The sequence below is a fragment of the Actinomadura sp. NPDC049382 genome, from assembly GCF_040677125.1.
Taxonomy (GTDB): Bacteria; Actinomycetota; Actinomycetes; order Streptosporangiales; family Streptosporangiaceae; genus Spirillospora; species Spirillospora geliboluensis.
Map to the genome: position 1 here is coordinate 30,230 of NZ_JBFARO010000034.1, position 21,625 is coordinate 51,854.

Consider the following 21,625-nt stretch of genomic DNA (forward strand, 5'->3'; position numbering starts at 1 on the left):
AGCACTCCACCCTCCACGACACTTGGCTTGGCCGATCAGCCCGGCGCCCGTCGGCAGCAGCACTGGCAGCGAGCCTGTGCGGCTCGGCTCGTCCTTCCGCTCGGCACGCCGGGGCCACACCGGCCTGCCTGCCCCGGGCAACGCCGCCGACTGCGGGCGCGCGTGTGGCGCTCGGCGCGGCCCGGGCAACGCCGGTGAGAGCAGAGCGCTGAGCGGTTGAGACGACGTGGCCAGCAAGTCGGCATCAGCAACGCGCAACTGACAGGGTCGAACAGCGCCTCGTCTACCCGTGCCGACGGCCTCGCTGCACGAAGTGCGAACGGGTGACGGCCTCCATCAGTGGGCGAGGCAAGCTCGGCCAATGTGAGCCAGGGCGGGGGATTGGGCTCCTCCGGCGGCGTGATGTTTCCCGTGAAACGTCAAGCCCATGTACAGCCAACTTCCCACCGTGGTGCCACCAGTTGTGGGCGCGCGCACGCGCGAGGCCGTGTGGAGCCGTCCCGGCCGCAGAGGCCGTCAGCCGATCACGCCTGATCCGCAGCAGCGCCGGCGGCAGGCTGGCGTAGCGCCGCCCGTTCCTTCCACTTGGTACAGCCGAAGCCGACGCCGAGCTGCCCGTCCTGCGACGCCGCCGACTGCGGGCGCGTGTGCCGCTGCGCTCGACCTCCGCGACGCATGGCCGGGACGGTCAACCGGGCACGCCTCTTCGGCAGCAACACAAGCAGTGGGCAAGCGTGGCTTGGCCGGCCATGCGCCGCTTGCGGGGTACTGGTTTTGGCTTGGTTGCGGCGATGTTGGACGTAGGTGCACGTGGAAGTACTTCGGTTTGTCGACTGCTTGTGTCCCTGGAGTCTCCGGACTCCAGGGCGCTCCCGTCCCGGGGGTTGGAGACTCCAGGGGGCCTCGTCCGGCGGTGGTGGGGAGGGGGTGGCTGATGTTTCACGGGAAACGTTGGGGGAGCGGACAAAAGGAAGCGCCCCGGAGGCGGGTGGCCTTCCGGGGCGCAGTGGAGTTGGTCAGGTGCCGGTTAGGCCGTCGTCTTCGGGGGCCATCGACTTGATGATGCGGTCGAGGTCTTCGAGGGTGGCGAACTCGACGACGATCTTGCCCTTGTTGCGGCCCATGTCGACGCGGACCTTCGTCTCGTATCGGTCGGAGAGGCGGTCGGCCAGCTCCCGCAGGCCGGGAGCGACCGGCTTCTTGCGGCGGCCCTGGCGCGGCGCCTTGGGCTCGTCGTCGACCTCGCGAAGCGCGATCATCTCCTCCAGGGCGCGGACGGAGAGGCCCTCCTGGACGATCCGCTGCGCCAGGTGCTCCTGGGCCTCGATGCTGTCGAGGGAGAGGAGAGCGCGGGCGTGGCCGGCGGACAGGACGCCCGCGGCCACCCGGCGCTGGACGGCGGGCGGCAGGTTCAGCAGGCGCAGCGTGTTGGTGATGTGCGGGCGCGACCGGCCGATGCGGGTGGCGAGCTGCTCGTGGGTGGCGCCGAAATCCTGCAGCAGCTGCTGGTAGGCGGCGGCCTCCTCCAGCGGGTTGAGCTGCTGGCGGTGGAGGTTCTCCATGAGCGCGTCACGGAGCAGATCGTTGTCGCCGGTGTCGCGGACGATCGCCGGGATGACGTCCAGCCCGGCCATCTTGGACGCCCGCCACCGGCGCTCGCCCATGATCAGTTCGTAGTCGTGCTCGTCCGACGCGGACTTGCGGACGACGATCGGCTGCAGCAGCCCGACGATGCCGATCGACTCGGCGAGCTCCTGCAGCGCCTGCTCGTCGAAGTGCTCGCGCGGCTGCCGCGGGTTGACCGTGATGGATCCGACCGGCAGCTCCGCGAAATGCGCACCGGCGACCGGTTCGAGCCTGGGGGCCGCGGCGCCGTTCGCGGCGGCGGGGCCGCCGGGGAAGCCGGGCTCGCCCGCGCTCCCCGGCTCGTCCGGCGTCGGCGGGGGCGGGGCGGTGGGAATGAGGGCGCCGAGCCCCTTGCCCAGGCCGCGTCGCTGCTGGCTCACTGGACAGCTCCTCCGTGGGCCATCTCCGAGGCGGCCTCGCTGTAGGCGAGCGCGCCACTTGAACCGGGGTCGTAGGTCATGACGGACTGCCCGTAGCTCGGGGCTTCCGATACTCGGACGCTGCGGGGGATCACCGTGTTGAGGACGACGTCCCCGAAGTGGTTCCGGACGTCCTCGGCCACCTGCGCGGCGAGCCGCGTCCGGGCGTCGTACATCGTGAGCAGGATCGTGGACACCTTCAGTTTCTGGTTGAGGTGCGCCTTGACGAGGTCGACGGTGCGGATCAGCTGCCCGAGCCCCTCCAGCGCGTAGTACTCGCACTGGATCGGGATGAGCAGTTCGTCGCCGCCGACGAGCGCGTTCACGGTGAGCAGGCCGAGCGACGGCGGGCAGTCGATCAGCACATAATCGAACTTCTCGGTGTCGTAGGCGTCGAGCGCCCGCCGCAGCCGCGATTCGCGGGCCACTTTGGAGACGAGTTCGATCTCGGCGCCCGCGAGGTTGAGGGTGGCGGGCGCGCAGTACAGGTTCGGGATCTCCGGCGCCGGGACGATGATGTCCGCCAGCGCCATGTCCTCGATCAGCACGTCGTAGATCGACGGGACCTCCGCGTGGTGGTCGACGCCGAGGGCGGTGGACGCGTTGCCCTGCGGGTCGAGGTCCACCACGAGCACCTGCGCGCCGTGCATGGCGAGGGACGCGGCGAGGTTCACCGAGCTGGTGGTCTTGCCCACGCCGCCCTTCTGGTTGGCGATGGTGATCACACGGCACTTGGCGGGCCGCGGCCACTCCCGTTCCCTGCGGCCCGACATCGCTTTCAGCGCGGTGACCGCTGTTTCATGTGAAACCTTGGCGTCCTTGAGCGCCTCGCGCACGAGTTCTGACTCCCCCTGGTTCGGTCCGCTGCGCGGTTCCGGCGGACGTGCGCCGGTGTGCGTCGGTACGTATCCGACGTTCTCCGCGGTACCGGACGTCGTGCTACCCCACATCGCGTGCCCCGAGGGCGTGGTCCCCGGGGCGGTCCCCTGCCCGGACCCCGACGCCGTCCGCGGGGCCGGGACTCCCTGCGTCCCGCCGGCCGGCGGCTGGGCCCCCTCGCCCAGGCCGGACGGCTGCTCGTCGGGGGATTCGTCGGCGCGGTCAGGCCGGCCCAGTCCTGGTCCCGTGCTCATGAAGACCTCTTCCTCGACCCTCTGGCACGCCGCGGCGCGCGCTGTCGTCGCCCGACAACCTCTCCTCGGCCGGCGACCACACGGACGAGTGTTGTCGGCGGGTCGACCATACCGCGCCCGACTTGGAGCAGTTCGGTCGAGCGCGCCCCGAGCCGCTTCAGCACGGGCTCCGCCTCGTCCAATTCGGCCTGGGCCCGTTCCCCCTTGAGCGCGAGGAGCTCCCCGCCCTCGCGGAGGAGGGGAAGCGCCCATTTCGCGAGGCGTTCGAGTGGCGCGACGGCTCGCGCGGTGGCCACGTCCACCGCGAACTCCTTCACCACCTCCTCGGCGCGGGCCCGGCGCACCTCGACGTTCGGCAGGTCGAGCAGCCGGACGCACTCCTCCAGGAAGGTGGTGCGGCGCAGCAGCGGCTCCAGCAGCGTGATCCGCAGATCGGGCCGGACGATCGCGAGGACGATGCCGGGCAGCCCCGCGCCGGAGCCGATGTCCACAACATGCGCGTCCGCTGGAACGGCCTCGGACACCACCGCGCAATTGATCAGATGGCGTTCCCAGAGCCGGTCGACCTCGCGCGGCCCGATGAGCCCGCGTTCGACCCCCGCATCAGCGAGAAACGCCGCATAACGCTCCGCGACCGGCAGCGCGTCCCCGAAAACCTCACGTCCAATGCCCATCAGACGAATCGTTCCACAAAACCCGGCGGCGGCGTACACGCGAAACGTGCTGGTGCGGCGTCCGGGCGGAGGGTTGCACGACCCTTGCGTTATGGCGAGAACCACATGACCCCTCCGCATATTCGGGACCTGCCGGGTAGAGGTGCCGTGTCGCCCGACCGTCCCCCCGGAAGGAGCTCCGACATGGGAATCGGAGTCAGTCTCGCTTTCATCGCCGTGGGCGCCATCCTCGCGTTCGCGCTGCGCGTCGACCTCACCGGCGTCGATATCCACCTGGTCGGCTGGATCCTGATCGTGGTGGGGCTCGTCAGCATGGGCTTCACCCTCAAGTACACGCGGCCGCGCCGGAGCGCCGGACGCGTCGTCGGCGCCGACCCCGCCTACGGCGACGAGCCCGGGACCATCGTCCGCGAAGAGCACATCATCGAGGACCCCGCGCCCCTGGGACGTCCGGCCGAGCGAGTCGAACGCGTGATCGAACACCCGGCGGACGAGGGCGTGACCCACGGGCACGTAGCCCAGGACCCGGAGTTCGCCCAGGACCCCGCGCACGCGCAGGACCCCGCTGAAGAGAACCGCCCGGCGGTCGTGGACGCCGGCGACCGCATCCCGCCCCAACGCCGCAGGTGGCGCCGCACCGCCCGCCGATGACCGCGCCCGCCGGCCGCGCTTGGTGAGCCACGCGTAATCGAGCGCGCTCGACAGCTCCGCCCGACGTCCAACATTCCACCGGGCGGTGCTGGGCGGTTGCGGTGGGTGGCGGGCGTGCCTTCAAAGGGTGGGTAACGGGTCAGAGCCTGCCCGGTGTGCTTGGGCGGCGGTGCACACCGGGCTACTGAGGGCCCCGCGTCGGCCAGGGCGCGGGGCCCTCCCGTGTCGTGGCGTCGCTTCGCTACGGACTCATGCGTCTGCTCACGGCGAAGCGGCCCCCTTCGAACTGGGTCGAGCCTGCTCCCTCCATGGTGGAGCTGCTGAGGGTCGTCCTCATGGTGAACCGGAGGCTGTGGATAACTTCAGGGGCGGTGCACAGCGCAGCGGGCAGGTTGGGCGCACTACTTGTGATGGTTGGGCCCCAGGGGTGCTCCTGGCGCTCACCCCAGGGGGTGTGGATAACTCTTGCTTGGACCGTGCGAGTGCGGCGGGGCTGGGAATGCGAACGGCCCCGATGCCGGGCTTGGGTTCTAGTGATCGTTGCAACACCTCGGCCCTTGAGGGGACGCGGTGGGGTTCGAGATCAGAGACCGCTCGGTCAATCGGGGACGCAATGCCCTGAGAAGCGAGCGGGCGGAATACTTCCGCCTTGTGGATCAAGGGTTCAGCAGTCAAGAGGCGTGCCGGATCGTCGGCATCAACTACCGGACGGGCAAGCGCTGGCGTAACGGGCGCAACCCCACCACGGGAGAGAAGGGAGCACCGCCCATCCGGGCGGTGCTCCCTTCTTCCTGCTCTGGCAGATATCTGGACCAGGACGAGCGGCTTCACATCGCCGATCGGCTTCGCGAGGGTGCTTCGCTGCGCGTTATCGCGGCCGAGCTCGGCCGCAGCCCGTCCACCGTCAGCCGGGAGATCCGCCGCAACGCCCACGAGCCCACCGGCGCCTACCGGCCGCACACCGCGCAGGCCCGGGCCGACGCCCGCCGTCCGCGGCCCAAGCCCAGAAGATTTGCCGACAACGACGAGTTGCGCAGTGTCGTCCAGGGCTGGCTGGAGATGAACTGGAGCCCGGAGCAGATCAGCAGCATGCTGCGGATACGGTTCCCCGACCGGCCGGAGATGCACGTGTGCCACGAGACGATCTACCACGCCCTCTACGTCCAGGGCCGCGGCGAGCTGCGCCGCGAGCTGGTCAGGGCGCTGCGCACCGGGCGCACCTACCGCAGGTCACGGCGCCAGGCCCGCCAGCGCCAGGCCCGCTACGCCGCGCCGATGGTCATGATCAGTGAACGGCCGGCCGAGGCCGCCGACCGCGCTGTCCCGGGCCACTGGGAGGGAGATCTGATCATCGGCCGCAAGCAGCTGTCGCAGATCGGCACCCTCGTCGAGCGCGCCAGCCGCTACGTCCTGCTGGTCCACCTGCCCGACGACCGGACCGCCGAGACCATGCGCGACGCCCTGGCCGCCACGATCCAGACCCTCCCGGCCGAGCTGAAACGGTCCCTGACCTGGGACCAAGGTTCGGAGATGGGCCTGCACCACCAGTTCGCCATGGCCGCCGACATGCCGGTCTACTTCTGCGACCCGCACTCGCCCTGGCAGCGAGGTTCCAACGAGAACACCAACGGTCTGCTGCGCCAGTACTTCCCGCGGGGCACCGACCTGTCTCTCCACACCCGCGCCGATCTGGACGCCGTCGCCGCCGAACTCAACTCCAGACCACGCAAAACGCTCGGCTGGGAAACCCCAGCCGAGCGTCTCGCTAAGCTCCTGGCCGAAGCCAGTTGATCAACCGGTGTTGCGACGATCGTTCGAATCCGCCGGGGAGGCAGCGGGGCCGTTCAGGAGGTCGAGCTAAGCGGGGTAGACCACCACGTAGCGGTCGGGCTCCTCGCCCTCGGACTCGCTGCGGAGGCCGGCGGCGGCGACCGCGTCGTGGACGATCTTGCGCTCGAACGGGGTCATCGGGGCGAGCGGCTTCGGCTCGCCGGCCTGCTTGACCTCGTCCGCCACGTCCGTGCCGAGCTTGGTGAGCTCCGCGCGGCGGCGCTCGCGGTAGCCGCCGATGTCGAGCATGAGGCGGGTGCGGTTGCCCGTCTGGCGGTGGACGGCCAGCCGGGTCAGCTCCTGCAGCGCCTCCAGGACCTCGCCGCGCTTGCCGACCAGCTCGTCCAGCGAGGCACCGACGACGGCGACGATCGCGCGCTCGCCCTCGACGTCCATGTCGATGTCGCCGTCGTAGTCACCGATGTCCAGCAGGCCCTCGATGTAGTCGGCGGCGATCTCGCCTTCCTGTTCGAGCGCCTGCACGTCGACCTCGGTGGTGTCGGTCTGGCTCAACGGGGACTCCTTCTCCGGCACGTGCTCGGGGTTCAAACTAGCGCTTCTGGGTGCCGCTGCGCTTGCTGCGCGGCTTGCGGGTCGGCTGGTTGCGCACGACCTTCGGCTTGTCCTCGGGCTCCGGTTCCGCCTCCGGCTCCTTCTTCAGCCTGGCCTTGGCCTTCGTGCCGGACGGCGACTGCCCATTCTTGGCCGCGGCCGCCCGCGAACCGGCCGTCTTGGAGCCGGCCTTCGTGCCCGCCTTTGCACCGGCCTTGGTGCCGGACTTGGCGGCGCCAGTGGTCGTGGTATCGCCGTCGGTGCTGGGCGGCGGGTACTTCTTGTAGATGTAGTGCTGCTGCGCCAGGGTCCAACTGTTGGACGTGACCCAGTACATGAGGACGCCCAGGGGGAAACCGAGGCCGAAGAGGCCGAACAGCGGCGCGAGGAAGACCATCATCTTCTGCGCCTGCATCATCGGGTTGGCCTCGTCGGTGACGGGCTGCCGCTTCATGCTGGCGCGGACGGTGAAGAACGTCGTGCAGGAGCTGATCACCACGGCGATGCCGGTGACGATGATCGCGGTCCAGCTCTTGGGGTCGGTGCCCCACGCGTTCAGGAAGGTGTCCGGGATGTGGGCACCGAAGATGTTGGCGTGCTGCGCGCTCGCCACCAGGTCGGCCGAGACCGCGAAGACGCTCTCGCCGGGCTTGGCGTCGGAGATCTGCTTCAGGGTCTGGAACAGACCGATGAAGACCGGCATCTGGACCAGGAGGGGCAGGCAGCCCGACAGCGGGTTGGCGCCGTTCTCCTGGTAGAGCTTCATGACCTCCTGGTTGAGGCGCTGCTTGTCGTTCTTGTACTTCTTGCGAAGCGCCTGGACCTTCGGGTTCAGCTCCTGCATCTTCCGTGAAGCGTGGATCTGCTTCACGAAGAGGGGGACGAGTACCAACCGCAGCAGGACGGTGAGCAGGATGATGGAACCGCCCCACGCCCATCCACTGTCCTTGGGGACGACCGTACTTAGCCCCGTGTGCATCCACACGATGAGCTGAGAGACGATCTCGTACAACCAATCAAGCACCGGGCAGCTCCTTGGGCTCTGCTAGGGCGTGGCCGCTCTCCTCGCGGCCGGAGTTCGAGGAGGCCGCCGTGGAGCGCTGCTGAGGGGTCGTCCCCCCAGATTCCCCGGAGAAGACGGACGGTCCCTGAGTGAACGCGTCCCGTGACTCCCCGGATTCCCCGTCCCCGGACTCACCGGAGGGGGATTCGGACGTCTTCTTAGGCGGCACCGGGTCGTAACCCCCGGGATTGAAGGGATGGCACCGCGCGATGCGGCGGGCCGTCAGCCACGTGCCGCGCGCCGCCCCGTGAACCTGGAGCGCCTCCAGGCCGTACGCACTGCACGAGGGGTGGAAGCGGCACTGCTGCCCGAGCAGGGGACTCAAGAAGCGGCGGTAGGCGCGGACGAGAAGGATCAGCACAAACGCGATGGGGCCCGGACGGGCCTCCTCCTCCTGCTGCGCGGGGGACGCGGTCCCCTGCCGACTCCTCATCTTCGCCCCTTGGACGCGGGCCGCAGCAGCCGGTCGAGTGCCGACTCCAGATCCGCGGCCAGTTCGTCTGGACGCGCCGTTCCCGCGCGGGGGTTGGCGCGCACTACGAGCAGGCTACCCGCTGGAAGCCGGTCGAGGTGCGGACGCATCAGGTGGCGCAGGCGGCGCCGCGCCGCGTTGCGGACGACGGCGTTGCCGACGGTGCGCGCCACGATGAATCCGACCAGCGGCGGTGTCGCCGGCGCCGGTGTCTCGTCCGGGCGAAGCAGGTGAACTACGACAGTTGGCCGTCCGGCGCGGCGACCGCGCCGGACGGCCAACGTGAAGTCGTCCCGCCGCCGCATCCGGTTACCGGACGGCAGCACAGTGCAGGTGGGTCAGACCGCGATGCGGGCGCGGCCCTTGCCCCGCCGGCTGGACAGGATCGCGCGGCCGGCGCGCGTGCGCATCCGCAGCCGGAAGCCGTGCTTCTTGTGGCGACGACGGTTGTTCGGCTGGAAAGTACGCTTGCTCACTTGAGGCTCCAGTGCTGCGGTTCGTTCGGCTACGGGTCTTTGAGTCTCGCTGGTTCGCGTCGAGGGCCGCGTCCGGTCCCCCGCAGCGGGGGCCCACCCGGACTCGCCTGAAGGGGCTGCTGCCGGCGGGCACGCGGCATCTCCGTCGATGCGACTCGACCTCAGCACGTTACGGGCTCTCCGGGTGCGCGGTCAAACGGAGCGCTCCTCCGAACCCCTCCCGCCTGCAGATGGCGTGATTCAGTACACCGCGCTGTGGACAGGGAAGCGAAGACGGGGGCCGCTGTGGACGGGGTCGGTTCGTGTTGCGGGTAGGGACGGCACCGGTTAAGGTCGTCTGGGCGAGCCGACGCTCCTTCGACTTCGACGAATTCGACGATCTGATGTCGGTGCTCTGCCCCTCAAGCCCCCGTTCGAGAACCGCCCCGGTACCGGCCGCGCAATGGCCGGAGCCTTCCCGACCCCGTCTCCGAAGACCCCGTCCCGTGGGTTTTACACAGGCGCCGCATGCCTATGCACAGCATGTGGACAACTCTGTGGACAACTCGTGAGAGAGTAAGTCTTCCGCGTCGCGGCGTGCCCTGAGAGGCGAGCCGTAACCCGTGGGAGAGCCGGGCAGTCAGGTACTCCGTACGGCGGAGTCGGTGGAGGGGGGACCTTGCGCATGGACGGTCAGGATCTCGGATCGGTCTGGGCCCGCACCCTCACCGCGCTGTCCGAGAGCGATCTGTCTCCGAGCTATCGCGCATGGCTGCCGATGGTCCGCCCGCTGGCGCTCGTCGAGGGGACGGCGCTCCTCGCCGCACCGAACGAGTTCGCCAAGGACGCGCTTGAGACGCGCCTCAGGAACCTCATCACGCAGGCGCTTTCCCGTGAGCTGGGCAGGGAGATCCGGGTCGCGGTGACCGTCCAGCCGGAGCCGCCCGCAGGGTCTTCCACAGGGCCGGCGGCCGGTCCGGGCGGCCGGTCCGGGGAGCCTCTTTCGGCGCCCGTCCCTGGGCCCGGCCAGGGGCTCGGTATGCACGAGCCACCTTCTTCTTATGGCGAGCCGTACGGTGAACGACAGCACGATGACCGTGAACGGGATCGTCCTTACAGCGACGACCAGTCCTACGGTGACTCGCCCTTCGGGGAGCGGTCCGACCGTCCTTATCCGGAGCAGCCCTACAACGATCAGGGCTACCGGCCTCAGTCGGGAGTTACCCACAGCCTCGGTCCGCCCGGAAGTTATCCACAGGCTGCGGATGACGATCGCGGTACTTTTCCACCTGCCTCGCGTCCACCGTCCTATGGGGCCGGCCCAGGGGGGCCTGGTCCTGGGGGGCGGGAGCCTTACGAAGGGCGCGGTTTCCCCGGGTACGGCGGGCAGGAGGGCTTCGGCGGCGAGTCTCCAGGACGTCCGCCGCACTCCCATCTGAACGACCGCACACTCGGCCCGCTGCGGGGCCGGTCGGAACAGCGCCTCCCGGAGCAGCTCCGTCCGGAGCAGCGTCGCCCAGAGCAGCAGGGGCACGAGCCCAAGCACGGCACGAGCGAGGCACCGCTGGGCCATGCGGACGATTTCAACGGCGGAGAGTCGTCGTTCGCCGCTGGTGAACAGCAGTACCGCGGCGAGGCCCCCTACCGGGGTGAGAGCAGCTTCCGTGATGAAGAGAGCTCCGACCCCAGGGGCCCCACCCCGCCGCAAGGCGCGGGTGGCGGCGGCGGTGCGGCTGGTCCGGGGACGTCCGAGCACGCCCGGCTGAACCCGAAGTACACGTTCGAGACGTTCGTCATCGGCTCGTCCAACCGGTTCGCGCACGCGGCGGCGGTGGCGGTCGCCGAGCAGCCGGCCAAGGCGTACAACCCGCTGTTCGTGTACGGCGACTCCGGCCTCGGCAAGACTCACCTGCTCCACGCGATCGGCCACTACGCGCAGAGCCTCTTCAATGGGGCACGCGTGCGGTACGTGAGCTCCGAGGAGTTCACGAACGACTTCATCAACTCGATCCGCGACGGCAAGGCCGACGGTTTCCGCCGCCGCTACCGGGATGTGGACATCCTCCTCGTCGACGACATCCAGTTCCTTGAGGGCAAGGAGCAGACGCAGGAGGAGTTCTTCCACACCTTCAACACGCTCCACAACGCCAGCAAGCAGATCGTGATCTCCAGCGACCGCCCGCCCAAGGAGCTGGTGACGCTGGAGGACCGGCTCCGCAACCGGTTCGAGTGGGGCCTGACGACCGACGTCCAGCCGCCCGAGCTGGAGACGCGGATCGCGATCCTGCAGAAGAAGGCCCGCCAGGAGGGTCTCGCCGCGCCGCCGGACGTGCTGGAGTTCATCGCCTCGCAGATCGCGACGAACATCCGCGAGCTGGAGGGCGCGCTGATCCGGGTGACCGCGTTCGCGAGCCTGAACCGGCAGTCGGTGGACATGAAGCTCGCCGAGATCGTGCTCAAGGACCTCATCCCGAACGACTCGGGCCCGGAGATCACCGCGGCGATGATCATGGCGCAGACGGTCGAGTACTTCGGTACGACGATCGAGGACCTGTGCGGGCCGTCCCGCTCCCGGATGCTCGTCACCGCCCGGCAGATCGCCATGTACCTGTGCCGGGAGCTGACCGATCTGTCCCTTCCCAAGATCGGGCAGCAGTTCGGGGGCCGCGACCACACCACGGTCATGCACGCCGAACGCAAGATCCGCTCGCTGATGGCCGAGCGCCGTGCCATATACAACCAGGTCACGGAGCTGACCGGGCGCATCAAGCACCAGGCCCGCAAGCGCTGACGCGCCCCTTCGTACACACTGTGGACAGACCCTCGCCGACCTTGTGGACGAGTCGCCTCCCGGCTGTCCACACCCCGGTGAAGGCAAAGAACCGACAAAATGCGCGCTTCCCCAGAGAACCGAAGCGGCTACTCACAGGTTGTGGAAAACCCTGGGGATTTTCGTGGATAACCCGGTGGACGACCACTGGAAAAGCTGAGGATGAGGAGTGGACGGATGTGGATTCGCCGCGCACCCGCTTCACCGCCCTGGGGAAAACCGGTGGACGACCTGGGGACGGCCTGGGGACGAGGCTGTGGGCGGATCCGCCGATCACGCGGTCGTCATGCACAGGGCGCCGAAACGGCACTCATACCCGTGGAGAACTCGTGGAAAACCGGGGGATGACTTGAGGATGACGTGTGGGGATGATTTCGCCGTCCCCAGGCCGTCCCGCGCCGTCCACCGGCCATGCACAGCCCCAGTGGACAGAGAAACGCGGTCTGACCTGCAGAAACTCGTGTTGTCCACACTATCCACCGCCCCTATTACTGGTACTGCACCACTTCTCTATCCAAGAAAAGATCCATCTCAAGTCAGGGCCTGGGGACAACCTGCCCCGAGCGCTCCGGCCCGGCCGAGATCACCGCACCCTTGTCCGACACCTGCAGGAGGCTGGTCCCGTTGAAGTTCCGCATCGACAGAGATGCCCTCGCCGACGCCGTCGCCTGGACAGCGCGCACCCTGCCCGTCCGGCCCCCGGTGCCCGTCCTGGCGGGCATGCACCTCGTCGCCGGGGGTGAGGGCAACGACGACCGGCTGACGCTGTCGGCGTTCGACTACGAGGTCTCCGCCCAGGTGTCCACGGAGATCGATGTGGAGGAGGCGGGGACGGCCCTCGTGTCGGGGCGCCTCCTCGCGGAGATCTCGCGCAGCCTTCCTCCCCACCCTGTGGAGGTGACGACGGACGGCGCGAAGGTGATGCTCCGCTGCGGCAGCGCGAAGTTCACACTCCTCACCATGCCTGTGGAGGACTACCCCACGCTGCCGGAGATGCCGCCCGCCGCGGGCTCGGTGGGCAGCGACGAGTTCGCCGCCGCCGTCTCCCAGGTCGCGATCGCCGCCGGCAAGGACGACACGATCCCGATGCTGACCGGCGTCCGGGTGGAGATCGAGGGCGAGACGGTCACGCTGGCGTCCACCGACCGGTACCGGCTGGCCGTCCGCGAGCTGCACTGGAAGCCGGAGCGCCCCGACTTCTCCGCCGTCGCGCTCGTCCCGGCGCGGACGCTCGCCGACACCGCCAAGTCGCTGACCGCCGGCGCCGAGGTGTCGATCGCGCTCGGCGGGACGGGCGGCACCGGCGAGGGCATGATCGGTTTCGCGGGCGGCGGCCGCCGCACCACGTCCCGCCTGCTGGACGGCGACTTCGTCAAGTACCGGTCGCTGCTGCCGAGCGAGTACGCGGGCCTCGCCGAGATCCAGACCGCGCCGTTCATCGAGGCGGTGAAGCGCGTCTCCCTGGTCGCCGAGCGCAACACGCCCGTCCGGCTCTCCTTCAGCCAGGGCGAGGTCGTCCTGGAGGCGGGGACGGGGGACGAGGCCCAGGCCGTGGAGGCCCTTGAGGCGTCCCTGGAGGGCGAGGACATCGACATCGCCTTCAACCCCGCGTTCCTGCTGGACGGGCTCTCAGCGATCGGCTCGGACGTGGCGCGGCTGTCGTTCACGACGCCGACCAAGCCGGCCGTCCTCACTGGGAAGCCCCCGCAGGACGGGGAGAACCCGAACTACCGTTACCTGATCATGCCGGTCCGACTGTCCGGATAAGGACTGTGCCCTGGGGCATGCCCCGGGGCACGCCGGGGACGACGACCCGCGGGGGAGCCGCCCGGGCGGTCGCGCACGCGCGCATTGGCGCACGCGTGCGCGCGGTAAGGCACAGCAGTTACGCACAGGGTTACGCACAGGGGAGTGAGCTTCATGGAGCTTGGGATCATCGGCCTGGGCAAGATGGGCGGCAACATGGCCGAGCGGCTGCGCCGCGGCGGCCACACGGTCATCGGTTATGACCGTGACCCGCAGGTGAGCGATGTCGGTTCCCTGCAGGAACTCATCGAACGGCTCTCCCCGCCGCGCGCCGTGTGGGTGATGGTGCCCGCCGGGAAGCCCACTGAGGAGACCATCCACAGCCTGGGGGAAGTCCTGCAGCCCGGTGACCTCGTCGTGGACGGCGGTAATTCACACTATGTGGACGACCAGAAGCACGGTGAGGCACTCGCCGCCAAGGGCATCGGGTTCGTTGACTGTGGAGTGAGCGGCGGCGTGTGGGGTCTGGAGAACGGCTACGCGCTCATGGTCGGTGGCGACGAGGACAACGTGAAGCGGCTGATGCCCATCTTCGAGACGCTGAAGCCGGAGGGGGAGTACGGCTTCGTCCACTCCGGTGAGATCGGTGCCGGGCACTACGTGAAGATGGTCCACAACGGCATCGAGTACGCGATGATGCAGGCGTTCGGTGAGGGCTACGAGCTGATCGAGGCGAGCCCCATCGTCACCCGGGTGCCGGAGACGTTCCTCAGCTGGCAGGAGGGCACGGTCATCCGCTCCTGGCTGCTGGACCTGCTGAACCGTGCGCTTGCCGACGACCCGGAGTTGGACGACCTGCGCGGCTACGCCAACGACTCGGGCGAGGGCCGCTGGACGGTGCAGGCCGCGGTCGAGCACGCCGTGCCGCTGCCCGCCATCAGCGCCTCGCTGTTCGCCCGGTTCGCCTCCCGCCAGGACGACTCCCCCGCGATGCGCGTCGTCGCCGCCCTCCGCAACCAGTTCGGCGGCCACGCCGTGGAGACCGCGAAGGGCGCCGACTCCCCCGGCGCCGACGTCGCCCCGCCGAAGGTGTGACCGCCCCGCCCGCGAAGTTATCCACAGGATGTGGTTTCCGGGACGGCGCCCCCGCGCCGACCGGAGGATGGCGGGTGATGTCACGGAGCCCCGCCGCCGGCGGGGCCTGTGCGGGTACTCGCGGGCGGGGGTGCGGGGGGCATGGGCAGGGCGCTGAAGGCTCTACTCTCGTGTCTCGTGCACGTCGCCCACCTTTCGCTGCAGGACTTCCGCTCGTACCCGACCGCCGAGGTCGCGCTCGAGCGGGGAGTCACGGCGTTCGTGGGCCCGAACGGGCAGGGCAAGACGAACCTGGTCGAGGCCATCGGCTACGTCGCCTCGCACGCCAGCCACCGGGCCGCGACGGACGCGCCGCTCGTCCGGCACGGGGCGCCGCGCGCGATCGTCCGGGCCGGGGTGGTGAAGGACGACCGCAAGGCGCTGATCGAGCTTGAGATCAACCCGGGCAAGGCGAACCGGGCGCGGCTGAACCGGTCCCCCGTCCCCAGGCCGCGCGAGATCCTGGGGATGCTGCGGACGGTGCTGTTCGCCCCCGAAGACCTCTCGCTCGTCAAGGGCGATCCGGGGGAGCGGCGCCGGTTCATGGACGAGCTGCTCACCGCGCGGGCCCCGCGCTTCGCCGGGGTGAGGTCCGACTACGACCGCGTCCTCAAGCAGCGCAACGCCCTGTTGAAATCGGCGGCCGCGCACAGGCGCTCCCCCGGCCCCGAGGTGCTCGCGACCCTCGACGTCTGGGATTCGCACCTCGTCCGCACCGGTTCCGAACTGCTGGCCGCCCGGCTGCACCTTGTGGACGCCCTGCGCCCGCTCGTGGCACGCGCCTACGCGGCCCTCGCACCGCACAGCGGCGCGGCCGATCTCATCTACAGGAGTTCGCTGGGCGACGTGGAGTTGTCCACAGACCGTGGACAACTCGCCGAGCAGCTCATGAAGGCGGTGGCCGAGTCGCGCAAGCAGGAGCTGGAGCGGGGCGTGAGCCTCGTCGGCCCGCACCGGGACGAACTCGTCCTGCGCCTGGGCGAGCTGCCGGCGCGCGGCTACGCCAGCCATGGGGAGTCGTGGTCGTTCGCCCTGGGCCTGCGGCTGGCCGCCTTCGACCTGCTGCGCGCGGACGGCGACGCCCCCGTCCTCATCCTGGACGACGTGTTCGCCGAACTGGACTCGGGCCGCCGCAGCCGCCTCGCCGACATGGTCGCGCCGGCCGAGCAGGTCCTCATCACGGCCGCCGTCCCCGCGGACGTCCCGGCCGAACTGACGGGGGGCTCGTATACCGTCTCCGACGGCCAGGTCGTCCGGGACTGACGATGCCGTCCCCGAACAGGCTGGTGGCGGTGCGTCCCGACGGGGGCGGGGGCGTCTCCGGAGCGGAACGGGAAGGGGCGAGCGCGTGAGTGATGATCCACAGGATGTGGACAAGTCCCCCGAGGACGGGGCCGCGGACGAGGTCGCCCCGGCCAAGTCGGGGATCGAGCTGGCGCGGGAGGCCCTCGCCCAGGCGAAGGCGGACGCGCTGAAGCGCGGCACGCTCCCCGGCCACCAGAACGGCAAGCGCAAGGGCGGCGGACGCGTCATCCGGGTCAGGGACCCTGGACGCGGAGGCGACCCCAAGCCGTTCGGCGCGGCCATCCGCGATCTGATGGCGTCCCGGGGCTGGGAGCAGCGCGCGGCCGTCGGCGGCGTGTTCGGCAACTGGGCGGGCATCGTCGGCGCCGAACTCGCCGAGCACACCCGCCCCGAGCACTTCGAGGACGGCGTGCTGACCGTCGCCGCCGACTCCACCACGTGGGCGACCCAGTTGCGCCTGCTGTCCTCGACGCTCGTCCGGCGGCTGAACGAGGAACTCGGGCACGGCACCGTCCGCCGGGTGAAGGTCGTCGGCCCGTCCTCGGGCCCGCGCCGCACGGGCGCCTGGCGGGTCCGCTGACATGCCCCGCCCCCGCCCGAAGCGCTCGGCCGGAAATGCCCCGCGTGGGGGCGCTCGGCTGGGGGTGCGGTGGGGGGAGTGGTCGCGGGTGGGCGGCGGCTCGGGGGTGCGGTGTGCCCGCGGTCATGTTCCGGTGACTTGCGGTTACGGTGGCGGGTCTTCGCGGAGGCCCGAAGGCGTCGGGGAGGTGGCCGCGGAGTGTCGGTGGCGGGTGGGAACATCTGTTCGGGATGCGGGGCGTCCAGTTCAGCGGCCAGCGCCACGTAGACCAGAGAACCCCCCGGGACCTATGGGGGGATGTAGCTCCAGGCCCGATCGGCCGCCACACGCGCACACAGCGCTCGTGAGTGCCACTTTTTACCGCGCCAGCCGGTAGAATGTATTCGGTTCAGGATGCTGCGCCGCCATGGGCCGCCCGGGGCTCTGACCAACACGAACAGAGCACGACCGGGTGCCCTCATGTGTGTTACGGGGCACATCGCGCCTCCCTCGGGCGCGGAGCGGCAGACATCCCCGGCAGGAGGATCTCCTTTGGCGTACGACGCTAGTTCGATCACTGTCCTTGAAGGGCTTGAGGCGGTTCGCAAGCGCCCGGGCATGTACATCGGCTCGACCGGTGAGCGCGGCCTGCACCACCTCGTCTACGAGATCGTGGACAACGGGGTCGACGAGGCCCTCGCCGGCTATGCCGACGACATCGTGGTGACGCTGAGGGCCGACGGCGGCGTGAGCGTGGACGACAACGGCCGTGGCATCCCCGTCGGCGAGCACCCGGTGGAGAAACGTCCCGCGATCGAGCTGGTGTTCACCACGCTGCACGCGGGCGGCAAGTTCGACGGCAAGTCCTACGCCGTCTCCGGCGGTCTGCACGGCGTCGGCTCGTCCGTGGTCAACGCGCTGTCCACCCGGCTGGAGGCCGAGGTCCGGCGCAACGGCCACGTGTGGCGGCAGGCGTACAGCTGGCGCGGGCCGGAGGCCGAGCTCCAGAAGGGCGAGGAGACCGACAAGACCGGCACCCTCATCACCTTCTGGCCGGACCCGGAGATCTTCGAGACCACCGAGTGGAACTTCGAGACCCTCTCCCGCCGCATGCAGGAGATGGCGTTCCTCAACCGCGGCCTGGCCATCACGCTGCGGGACGAGCGTCCCGACCACTCCAACGGCGAGCCGCACGTCGTCCGGTACCACTACGAGGGCGGCGTCGAGGACTTCGTCCGCTACATCAACGCGCGCAAGGACTCCGCCCACGAGTCGGTCGTCTACTTCAGCGACGAGACCGAGGGCATGTCGGTCGAGATCGCCATGCAGTGGAACTCGTCCTACGCCGAGTCGGTGCACACCTTCGCGAACACCATCAACACGGCGGAGGGCGGCACCCACGAGGAGGGCTTCCGGGCGGCGCTCACGACGATCGTCAACCGGTACGCCCGCGACAAGGGCCTGCTGCGCGACAAGGACGACAACCTGACGGGTGAGGACGTCCGCGAGGGCCTCACCGCGATCATCTCGATCAAGCTGGCCGACCCGCAGTTCGAGGGCCAGACCAAGACGAAGCTCGGCAACACCGAGGCCAAGTCCTTCGTCCAGCGGGCGTGCAACGAGCACCTGCGCGACTGGTTCGAGGAGAACCCGGGCGAGGCCAAGGAGATCATCAACAAGGCGTCGCAGGCGGCGCGCGCGCGGGTCGCGGCGCGGCAGGCGCGCGACCTGACCCGCCGCAAGAGCCTGCTGGAGACGACGTCGCTGCCCGGCAAGCTGTCGGACTGCCAGTCGACGGACCCGGCCAAGTCCGAGCTGTACATCGTCGAGGGCGACTCGGCGGGCGGTTCCGCCAAGGGCGGCCGCAACCCGCACTTCCAGGCCATCCTGCCGATCCGCGGCAAGATCCTGAACGTGGAGAAGGCCAGGATCGACAAGATCCTGAAGAACAACGAGGTCCAGGCGATCATCACGGCGCTCGGCACCGGCGTCCACGACGAGTTCGACATCACCAGGCTCCGCTATCACAAGATCATCCTGATGTCGGACGCCGACGTCGACGGCCACCACATCAACACCCTGTTGATGACGCTGCTGTTCCGGTTCATGAAGCCGCTGATCGAGGCCGGCCACGTGTACCTGTCGCAGCCGCCGCTCTACAAAATCAAGTGGGACGCGCGGGGCAGCGACGCCGACTACGCCTTCTCCGACGCCGAACGCGACGCGGTCATCGAGGCGGGGATCGCCGCCGGCAAGCGCGACCCGCGCCCCCGCGACCAGGTGCAGCGCTTCAAGGGCCTCGGCGAGATGAACGCCAACGAGCTGTGGGACACCACCATGGACCCCGACAACCGGGTCCTGCTGCAGGTCCAGCTGGACGACGCCGCCCAGGCGGACGAGCTGTTCAGCGTGCTCATGGGCGAGGAGGTCGAGCCCCGCCGGGAGTTCATCCAGCGCAACGCCAAGGACGTGCGCTTCCTCGACATCTGAGGTACCCGCCCCGCCCGGGCCCCGCGCCTGACGCGCCCGACCGCGAGTTCCACGGCTCCCGCGACTCCCACCGGCCCGGGCCCCGCAGGCGGACGTACTTCCTTCCCATCGAGCAGAAGAGGTCTTCACAGTGACGGACGTGACCACAGAGGGCGGCCACCCCGGCGAACGGATCGAGCCGGTCGACATCCAGGTCGAGATGCAGAAGAGCTACCTCGACTACGCGATGTCGGTCATCGTGGCGCGCGCGCTGCCCGAGGTACGGGACGGCCTCAAGCCCGTCCACCGCCGCGTCCTGTACGCGATGTACGACGGCGGCTACCGGCCCGACCGCGGCTACTTCAAGTGCGCCCGCGTCGTCGGCGACGTCATGGGGAACTACCACCCGCACGGCGACTCCGCCATCTACGACGCGCTGGTCCGGCTGGCGCAGCCCTGGTCGATGCGGTACCCGCTGGTCGACGGCAACGGCAACTTCGGTTCGCGCGGCAACGACCCCGCCGCGGCCATGCGGTACACCGAGTGCCGCATGGCGCCCCTGGCGATGGAGCTGCTGCGCGACATCGACAAGGAGACCGTCGACTTCTCCCCCAACTACGACGGCCGCTCCCAGGAGCCGGACGTCCTGCCGTCCCGGTACCCGAACCTGCTGGTCAACGGGTCCGCCGGCATCGCGGTGGGGATGGCGACCAACATCCCGCCGCACAACCTGCGCGAGGTCGCCGACGGCGTCCGCTGGTACCTGGAGAACTACGGCGCGTCCGACGACGAGCTGCTCGAGGCGCTGATCGAGCGGATCAAGGGCCCCGACTTCCCCACCGCCGGCCTCATCGTCGGCCGCAAGGGCATCGAGGAGGCGTACCGCACCGGCCGCGGCTCCATCACGATGCGGGCCGTCGTCGAGGTCGAGGAGATCCAGGGCCGCACCTGCCTCGTCGTCACCGAACTCCCGTACCAGGTCAACCCGGACAACCTCGCCCTGAAGATTGCCGACCTGGTGAAGGACGGCAAGCTGGACGGCATCGCCGACGTCCGCGACGAGACGTCCGGCCGCACCGGGCAGCGGCTCGTCATCGTCCTCAAGCGGGACGCCGTCGCCAAGGTCGTCCTGAACAACCTCTACAAGCACACGCAGCTGCAGGAGACGTTCGGCGCGAACATGCTCGCGCTGGTCGACGGCGTGCCGCGCACCCTGCGCGTCGACCAGTTCGTCCGGCACTGGGTCGCGCACCAGATCGACGTCATCGTCCGCCGCACCCGGTTCCTGCTCCGCAAGGCCGAGGAGCGCGCCCACATCCTGCGCGCCCTGCTGAAGGCCCTCGACCGGATCGACGAGGTCATCGCCCTCATCCGCCGCTCGCCGTCGGCGTCGGAGGCGCAGCAGGGCCTGATGAACCTGCTGGAGATCGACGAGATCCAGGCGCAGGCCATCCTCGACATGCAGCTGCGCAAGCTCGCCGCCCTGGAGCGGCAGCAGATCACCGACGAGTACGACAAGCTCATGGCGGAGATCGCCGACTACAACGACATCCTGGCCTCGCCCGAGCGGCAGCGGCAGATCGTCGGCGACGAGCTCGCCCCGATCGTGGAGAAGTTCGGCGACGACCGGCGCACCGAGATCGTCCCGTTCGACGGGGACGTGTCCTACGAGGACCTCATCGCCGAAGAGGACGTCGTCGTCACGATCACCCGCGGCGGCTACGCCAAGCGCACCCGCACCGACCAGTACCGGGCGCAGCGGCGCGGCGGCAAGGGCGTCCGCGGCGCGCAGCTGAAGCAGGACGACATCGTCGACCAGTTCTTCGTCACCTCGACGCACAACTGGATACTGTTCTTCACCAACAAGGGCCGCGTGTACCGCGCCAAGGCCTACGAGCTGCCCGACTCGGGCCGCGACTCGCGCGGCCAGCACGTGGCGAACCTGCTGGCCTTCCAGCCGGACGAGCACATCGCCCAGGTCATGGACCTGCGCGACTACGACGTCGCCCCGTACCTGGTGATCGGCACGAAGAAGGGCCGCGTCAAGAAGACCGCCCTGCGCGACTTCGACTCGCCCCGCACCGGCGGCATCATCGCCATCAACCTCGTCGACGACGACGAGGTGATCGCCGCGCGGCTGGTGTCCTCCGACGACAACCTGCTGATGGTCTCCACCGGCGCGCAGGCGATCCGGTTCCGCGCCGACGACGAGTCGCTCCGGCCGATGGGACGCGCCACGTCCGGCGTCATCGGCATGCGTTTCGAGGAGGACCAGGAGGTCCTCAACATGCTCGTCGTCAAGAACGGCTCCGACGACGTCCTGGTGGCCACCGAGGGCGGCTACGCCAAGCGGACTCCGGTCGACCAATACCCCCTTCAGGGACGTGGGGGTAAGGGCGTCCTCACCGCTAAGATCGTGGAGGCGCGGGGCATGTTGGTAGGGGCACTGATGGTCGGCCCCGACGACGAGGTGTTCGCGATGACGTCGAACGGCGGCGTGATCCGCACCACCGCCGCCGAGATCAAGCAGTCCGGCAGGCAGACCATGGGCGTCCGCCTGATGAACCTCGCGGACGGCGACAGCGTCGTGGCGATCGCGAGGAACGTCGAGTCCATCGAGGACGCCGAGGACGCCGAGGACGCCGACGACGCCGAAGGGGGCGACGGTGAGTGACGTATCCTGCATCGTCACCGAGCCGCTAGGCCA

16 protein-coding genes and 1 pseudogene are annotated in these 21,625 nt (G+C 69.5%); 9 read left to right on the forward strand and 8 right to left on the reverse strand.

The window, feature by feature from the left end:
* Positions 1 to 1,016: 1,016 nt before the first annotated feature.
* The 3 genes from AB0K34_RS21550 to rsmG form a co-directional block, all read right to left on the reverse strand.
* Entirely contained in the window at positions 1,017 to 2,006 is a 990-nt protein-coding gene (locus AB0K34_RS21550; RefSeq protein ID WP_364550461.1) for a ParB/RepB/Spo0J family partition protein, read from the reverse strand.
* Entirely contained in the window at positions 2,003 to 2,881 is an 879-nt protein-coding gene (locus AB0K34_RS21555) for a ParA family protein (protein WP_274704641.1), read from the reverse strand. Before AB0K34_RS21555 ends, AB0K34_RS21550 begins: the two co-directional genes overlap by 4 nt.
* A gap of 293 nt (positions 2,882 to 3,174) precedes the next feature.
* Positions 3,175 to 3,852: a 16S rRNA (guanine(527)-N(7))-methyltransferase RsmG gene (rsmG, locus tag AB0K34_RS21560; protein WP_138638932.1), complete on the reverse strand. Its 678-nt coding sequence runs from the start codon at positions 3,850 to 3,852 to the stop codon at positions 3,175 to 3,177.
* Positions 3,853 to 4,035: 183 nt separating this feature from the next.
* Here rsmG and AB0K34_RS21565 point away from each other — a divergent pair, with 183 nt between their 5' ends.
* Positions 4,036 to 4,503, forward strand: coding sequence for a DUF6458 family protein (locus tag AB0K34_RS21565; RefSeq protein WP_138638925.1), 468 nt, complete (start codon positions 4,036 to 4,038; stop codon positions 4,501 to 4,503).
* Positions 4,504 to 5,271: 768 nt separating this feature from the next.
* On the forward strand, positions 5,272 to 6,294 hold the full coding sequence (locus AB0K34_RS21570) for an IS30 family transposase (RefSeq protein WP_240808161.1): 1,023 nt from the start codon (positions 5,272 to 5,274) through the stop codon (positions 6,292 to 6,294).
* A 66-nt stretch (positions 6,295 to 6,360) separates the two neighbouring features.
* Here the strand turns inward: AB0K34_RS21570 and AB0K34_RS21575 are convergent, their stop codons facing one another.
* The 5 genes and pseudogenes from AB0K34_RS21575 to rpmH form a co-directional block, all read right to left on the reverse strand.
* Entirely contained in the window at positions 6,361 to 6,846 is a 486-nt protein-coding gene (locus AB0K34_RS21575; protein ID WP_089327667.1) for a R3H domain-containing nucleic acid-binding protein, read from the reverse strand.
* A gap of 37 nt (positions 6,847 to 6,883) precedes the next feature.
* The gene (yidC, locus tag AB0K34_RS21580) at positions 6,884 to 7,909 is read right to left on the reverse strand and encodes a membrane protein insertase YidC (RefSeq protein WP_138638927.1); all 1,026 of its coding nucleotides are present in this window, start codon (positions 7,907 to 7,909) and stop codon (positions 6,884 to 6,886) included.
* A gap of 193 nt (positions 7,910 to 8,102) precedes the next feature.
* A pseudogene (gene yidD, locus AB0K34_RS21585) lies at positions 8,103 to 8,381 on the reverse strand (membrane protein insertion efficiency factor YidD); the annotation flags it as partial.
* Positions 8,378 to 8,746: a ribonuclease P protein component gene (rnpA, locus tag AB0K34_RS21590; protein ID WP_138638929.1), complete on the reverse strand. Its 369-nt coding sequence runs from the start codon at positions 8,744 to 8,746 to the stop codon at positions 8,378 to 8,380. The pseudogene yidD and the gene rnpA, both read right to left, overlap by 4 nt.
* Positions 8,747 to 8,758: 12 nt before the next feature.
* On the reverse strand, positions 8,759 to 8,896 hold the full coding sequence (gene rpmH, locus AB0K34_RS21595; RefSeq protein ID WP_021592695.1) for a 50S ribosomal protein L34: 138 nt from the start codon (positions 8,894 to 8,896) through the stop codon (positions 8,759 to 8,761).
* A 664-nt stretch (positions 8,897 to 9,560) separates the two neighbouring features.
* On the opposite strand from rpmH, the gene dnaA reads away from it, so the two are divergent.
* The 7 genes from dnaA to gyrA all read left to right on the forward strand — a co-directional run bounded on the left by dnaA (position 9,561) and on the right by gyrA (position 21,592).
* Entirely contained in the window at positions 9,561 to 11,666 is a 2,106-nt protein-coding gene (gene dnaA / locus AB0K34_RS21600) for a chromosomal replication initiator protein DnaA (protein WP_301173997.1), read from the forward strand.
* Between the two features lie 663 nt (positions 11,667 to 12,329).
* The gene (gene dnaN, locus AB0K34_RS21605) at positions 12,330 to 13,472 is read left to right on the forward strand and encodes a DNA polymerase III subunit beta (RefSeq protein WP_089327663.1); all 1,143 of its coding nucleotides are present in this window, start codon (positions 12,330 to 12,332) and stop codon (positions 13,470 to 13,472) included.
* Between the two features lie 144 nt (positions 13,473 to 13,616).
* On the forward strand, positions 13,617 to 14,546 hold the full coding sequence (gene gnd / locus AB0K34_RS21610) for a phosphogluconate dehydrogenase (NAD(+)-dependent, decarboxylating) (RefSeq protein ID WP_301173998.1): 930 nt from the start codon (positions 13,617 to 13,619) through the stop codon (positions 14,544 to 14,546).
* A 177-nt stretch (positions 14,547 to 14,723) separates the two neighbouring features.
* Complete coding sequence (recF, locus tag AB0K34_RS21615) at positions 14,724 to 15,848, forward strand: DNA replication/repair protein RecF (protein WP_301173999.1); 1,125 nt, start codon at positions 14,724 to 14,726, stop codon at positions 15,846 to 15,848.
* A gap of 85 nt (positions 15,849 to 15,933) precedes the next feature.
* Positions 15,934 to 16,470: a DciA family protein gene (locus tag AB0K34_RS21620; RefSeq protein ID WP_301174000.1), complete on the forward strand. Its 537-nt coding sequence runs from the start codon at positions 15,934 to 15,936 to the stop codon at positions 16,468 to 16,470.
* 531 nt (positions 16,471 to 17,001) lie between these two features.
* The gene (gene gyrB / locus AB0K34_RS21625) at positions 17,002 to 18,939 is read left to right on the forward strand and encodes a DNA topoisomerase (ATP-hydrolyzing) subunit B (protein WP_138642329.1); all 1,938 of its coding nucleotides are present in this window, start codon (positions 17,002 to 17,004) and stop codon (positions 18,937 to 18,939) included.
* 130 nt (positions 18,940 to 19,069) lie between these two features.
* Complete coding sequence (gene gyrA / locus AB0K34_RS21630; protein ID WP_138642106.1) at positions 19,070 to 21,592, forward strand: DNA gyrase subunit A; 2,523 nt, start codon at positions 19,070 to 19,072, stop codon at positions 21,590 to 21,592.
* The last annotated feature ends 33 nt before the right edge of the window (positions 21,593 to 21,625 follow it).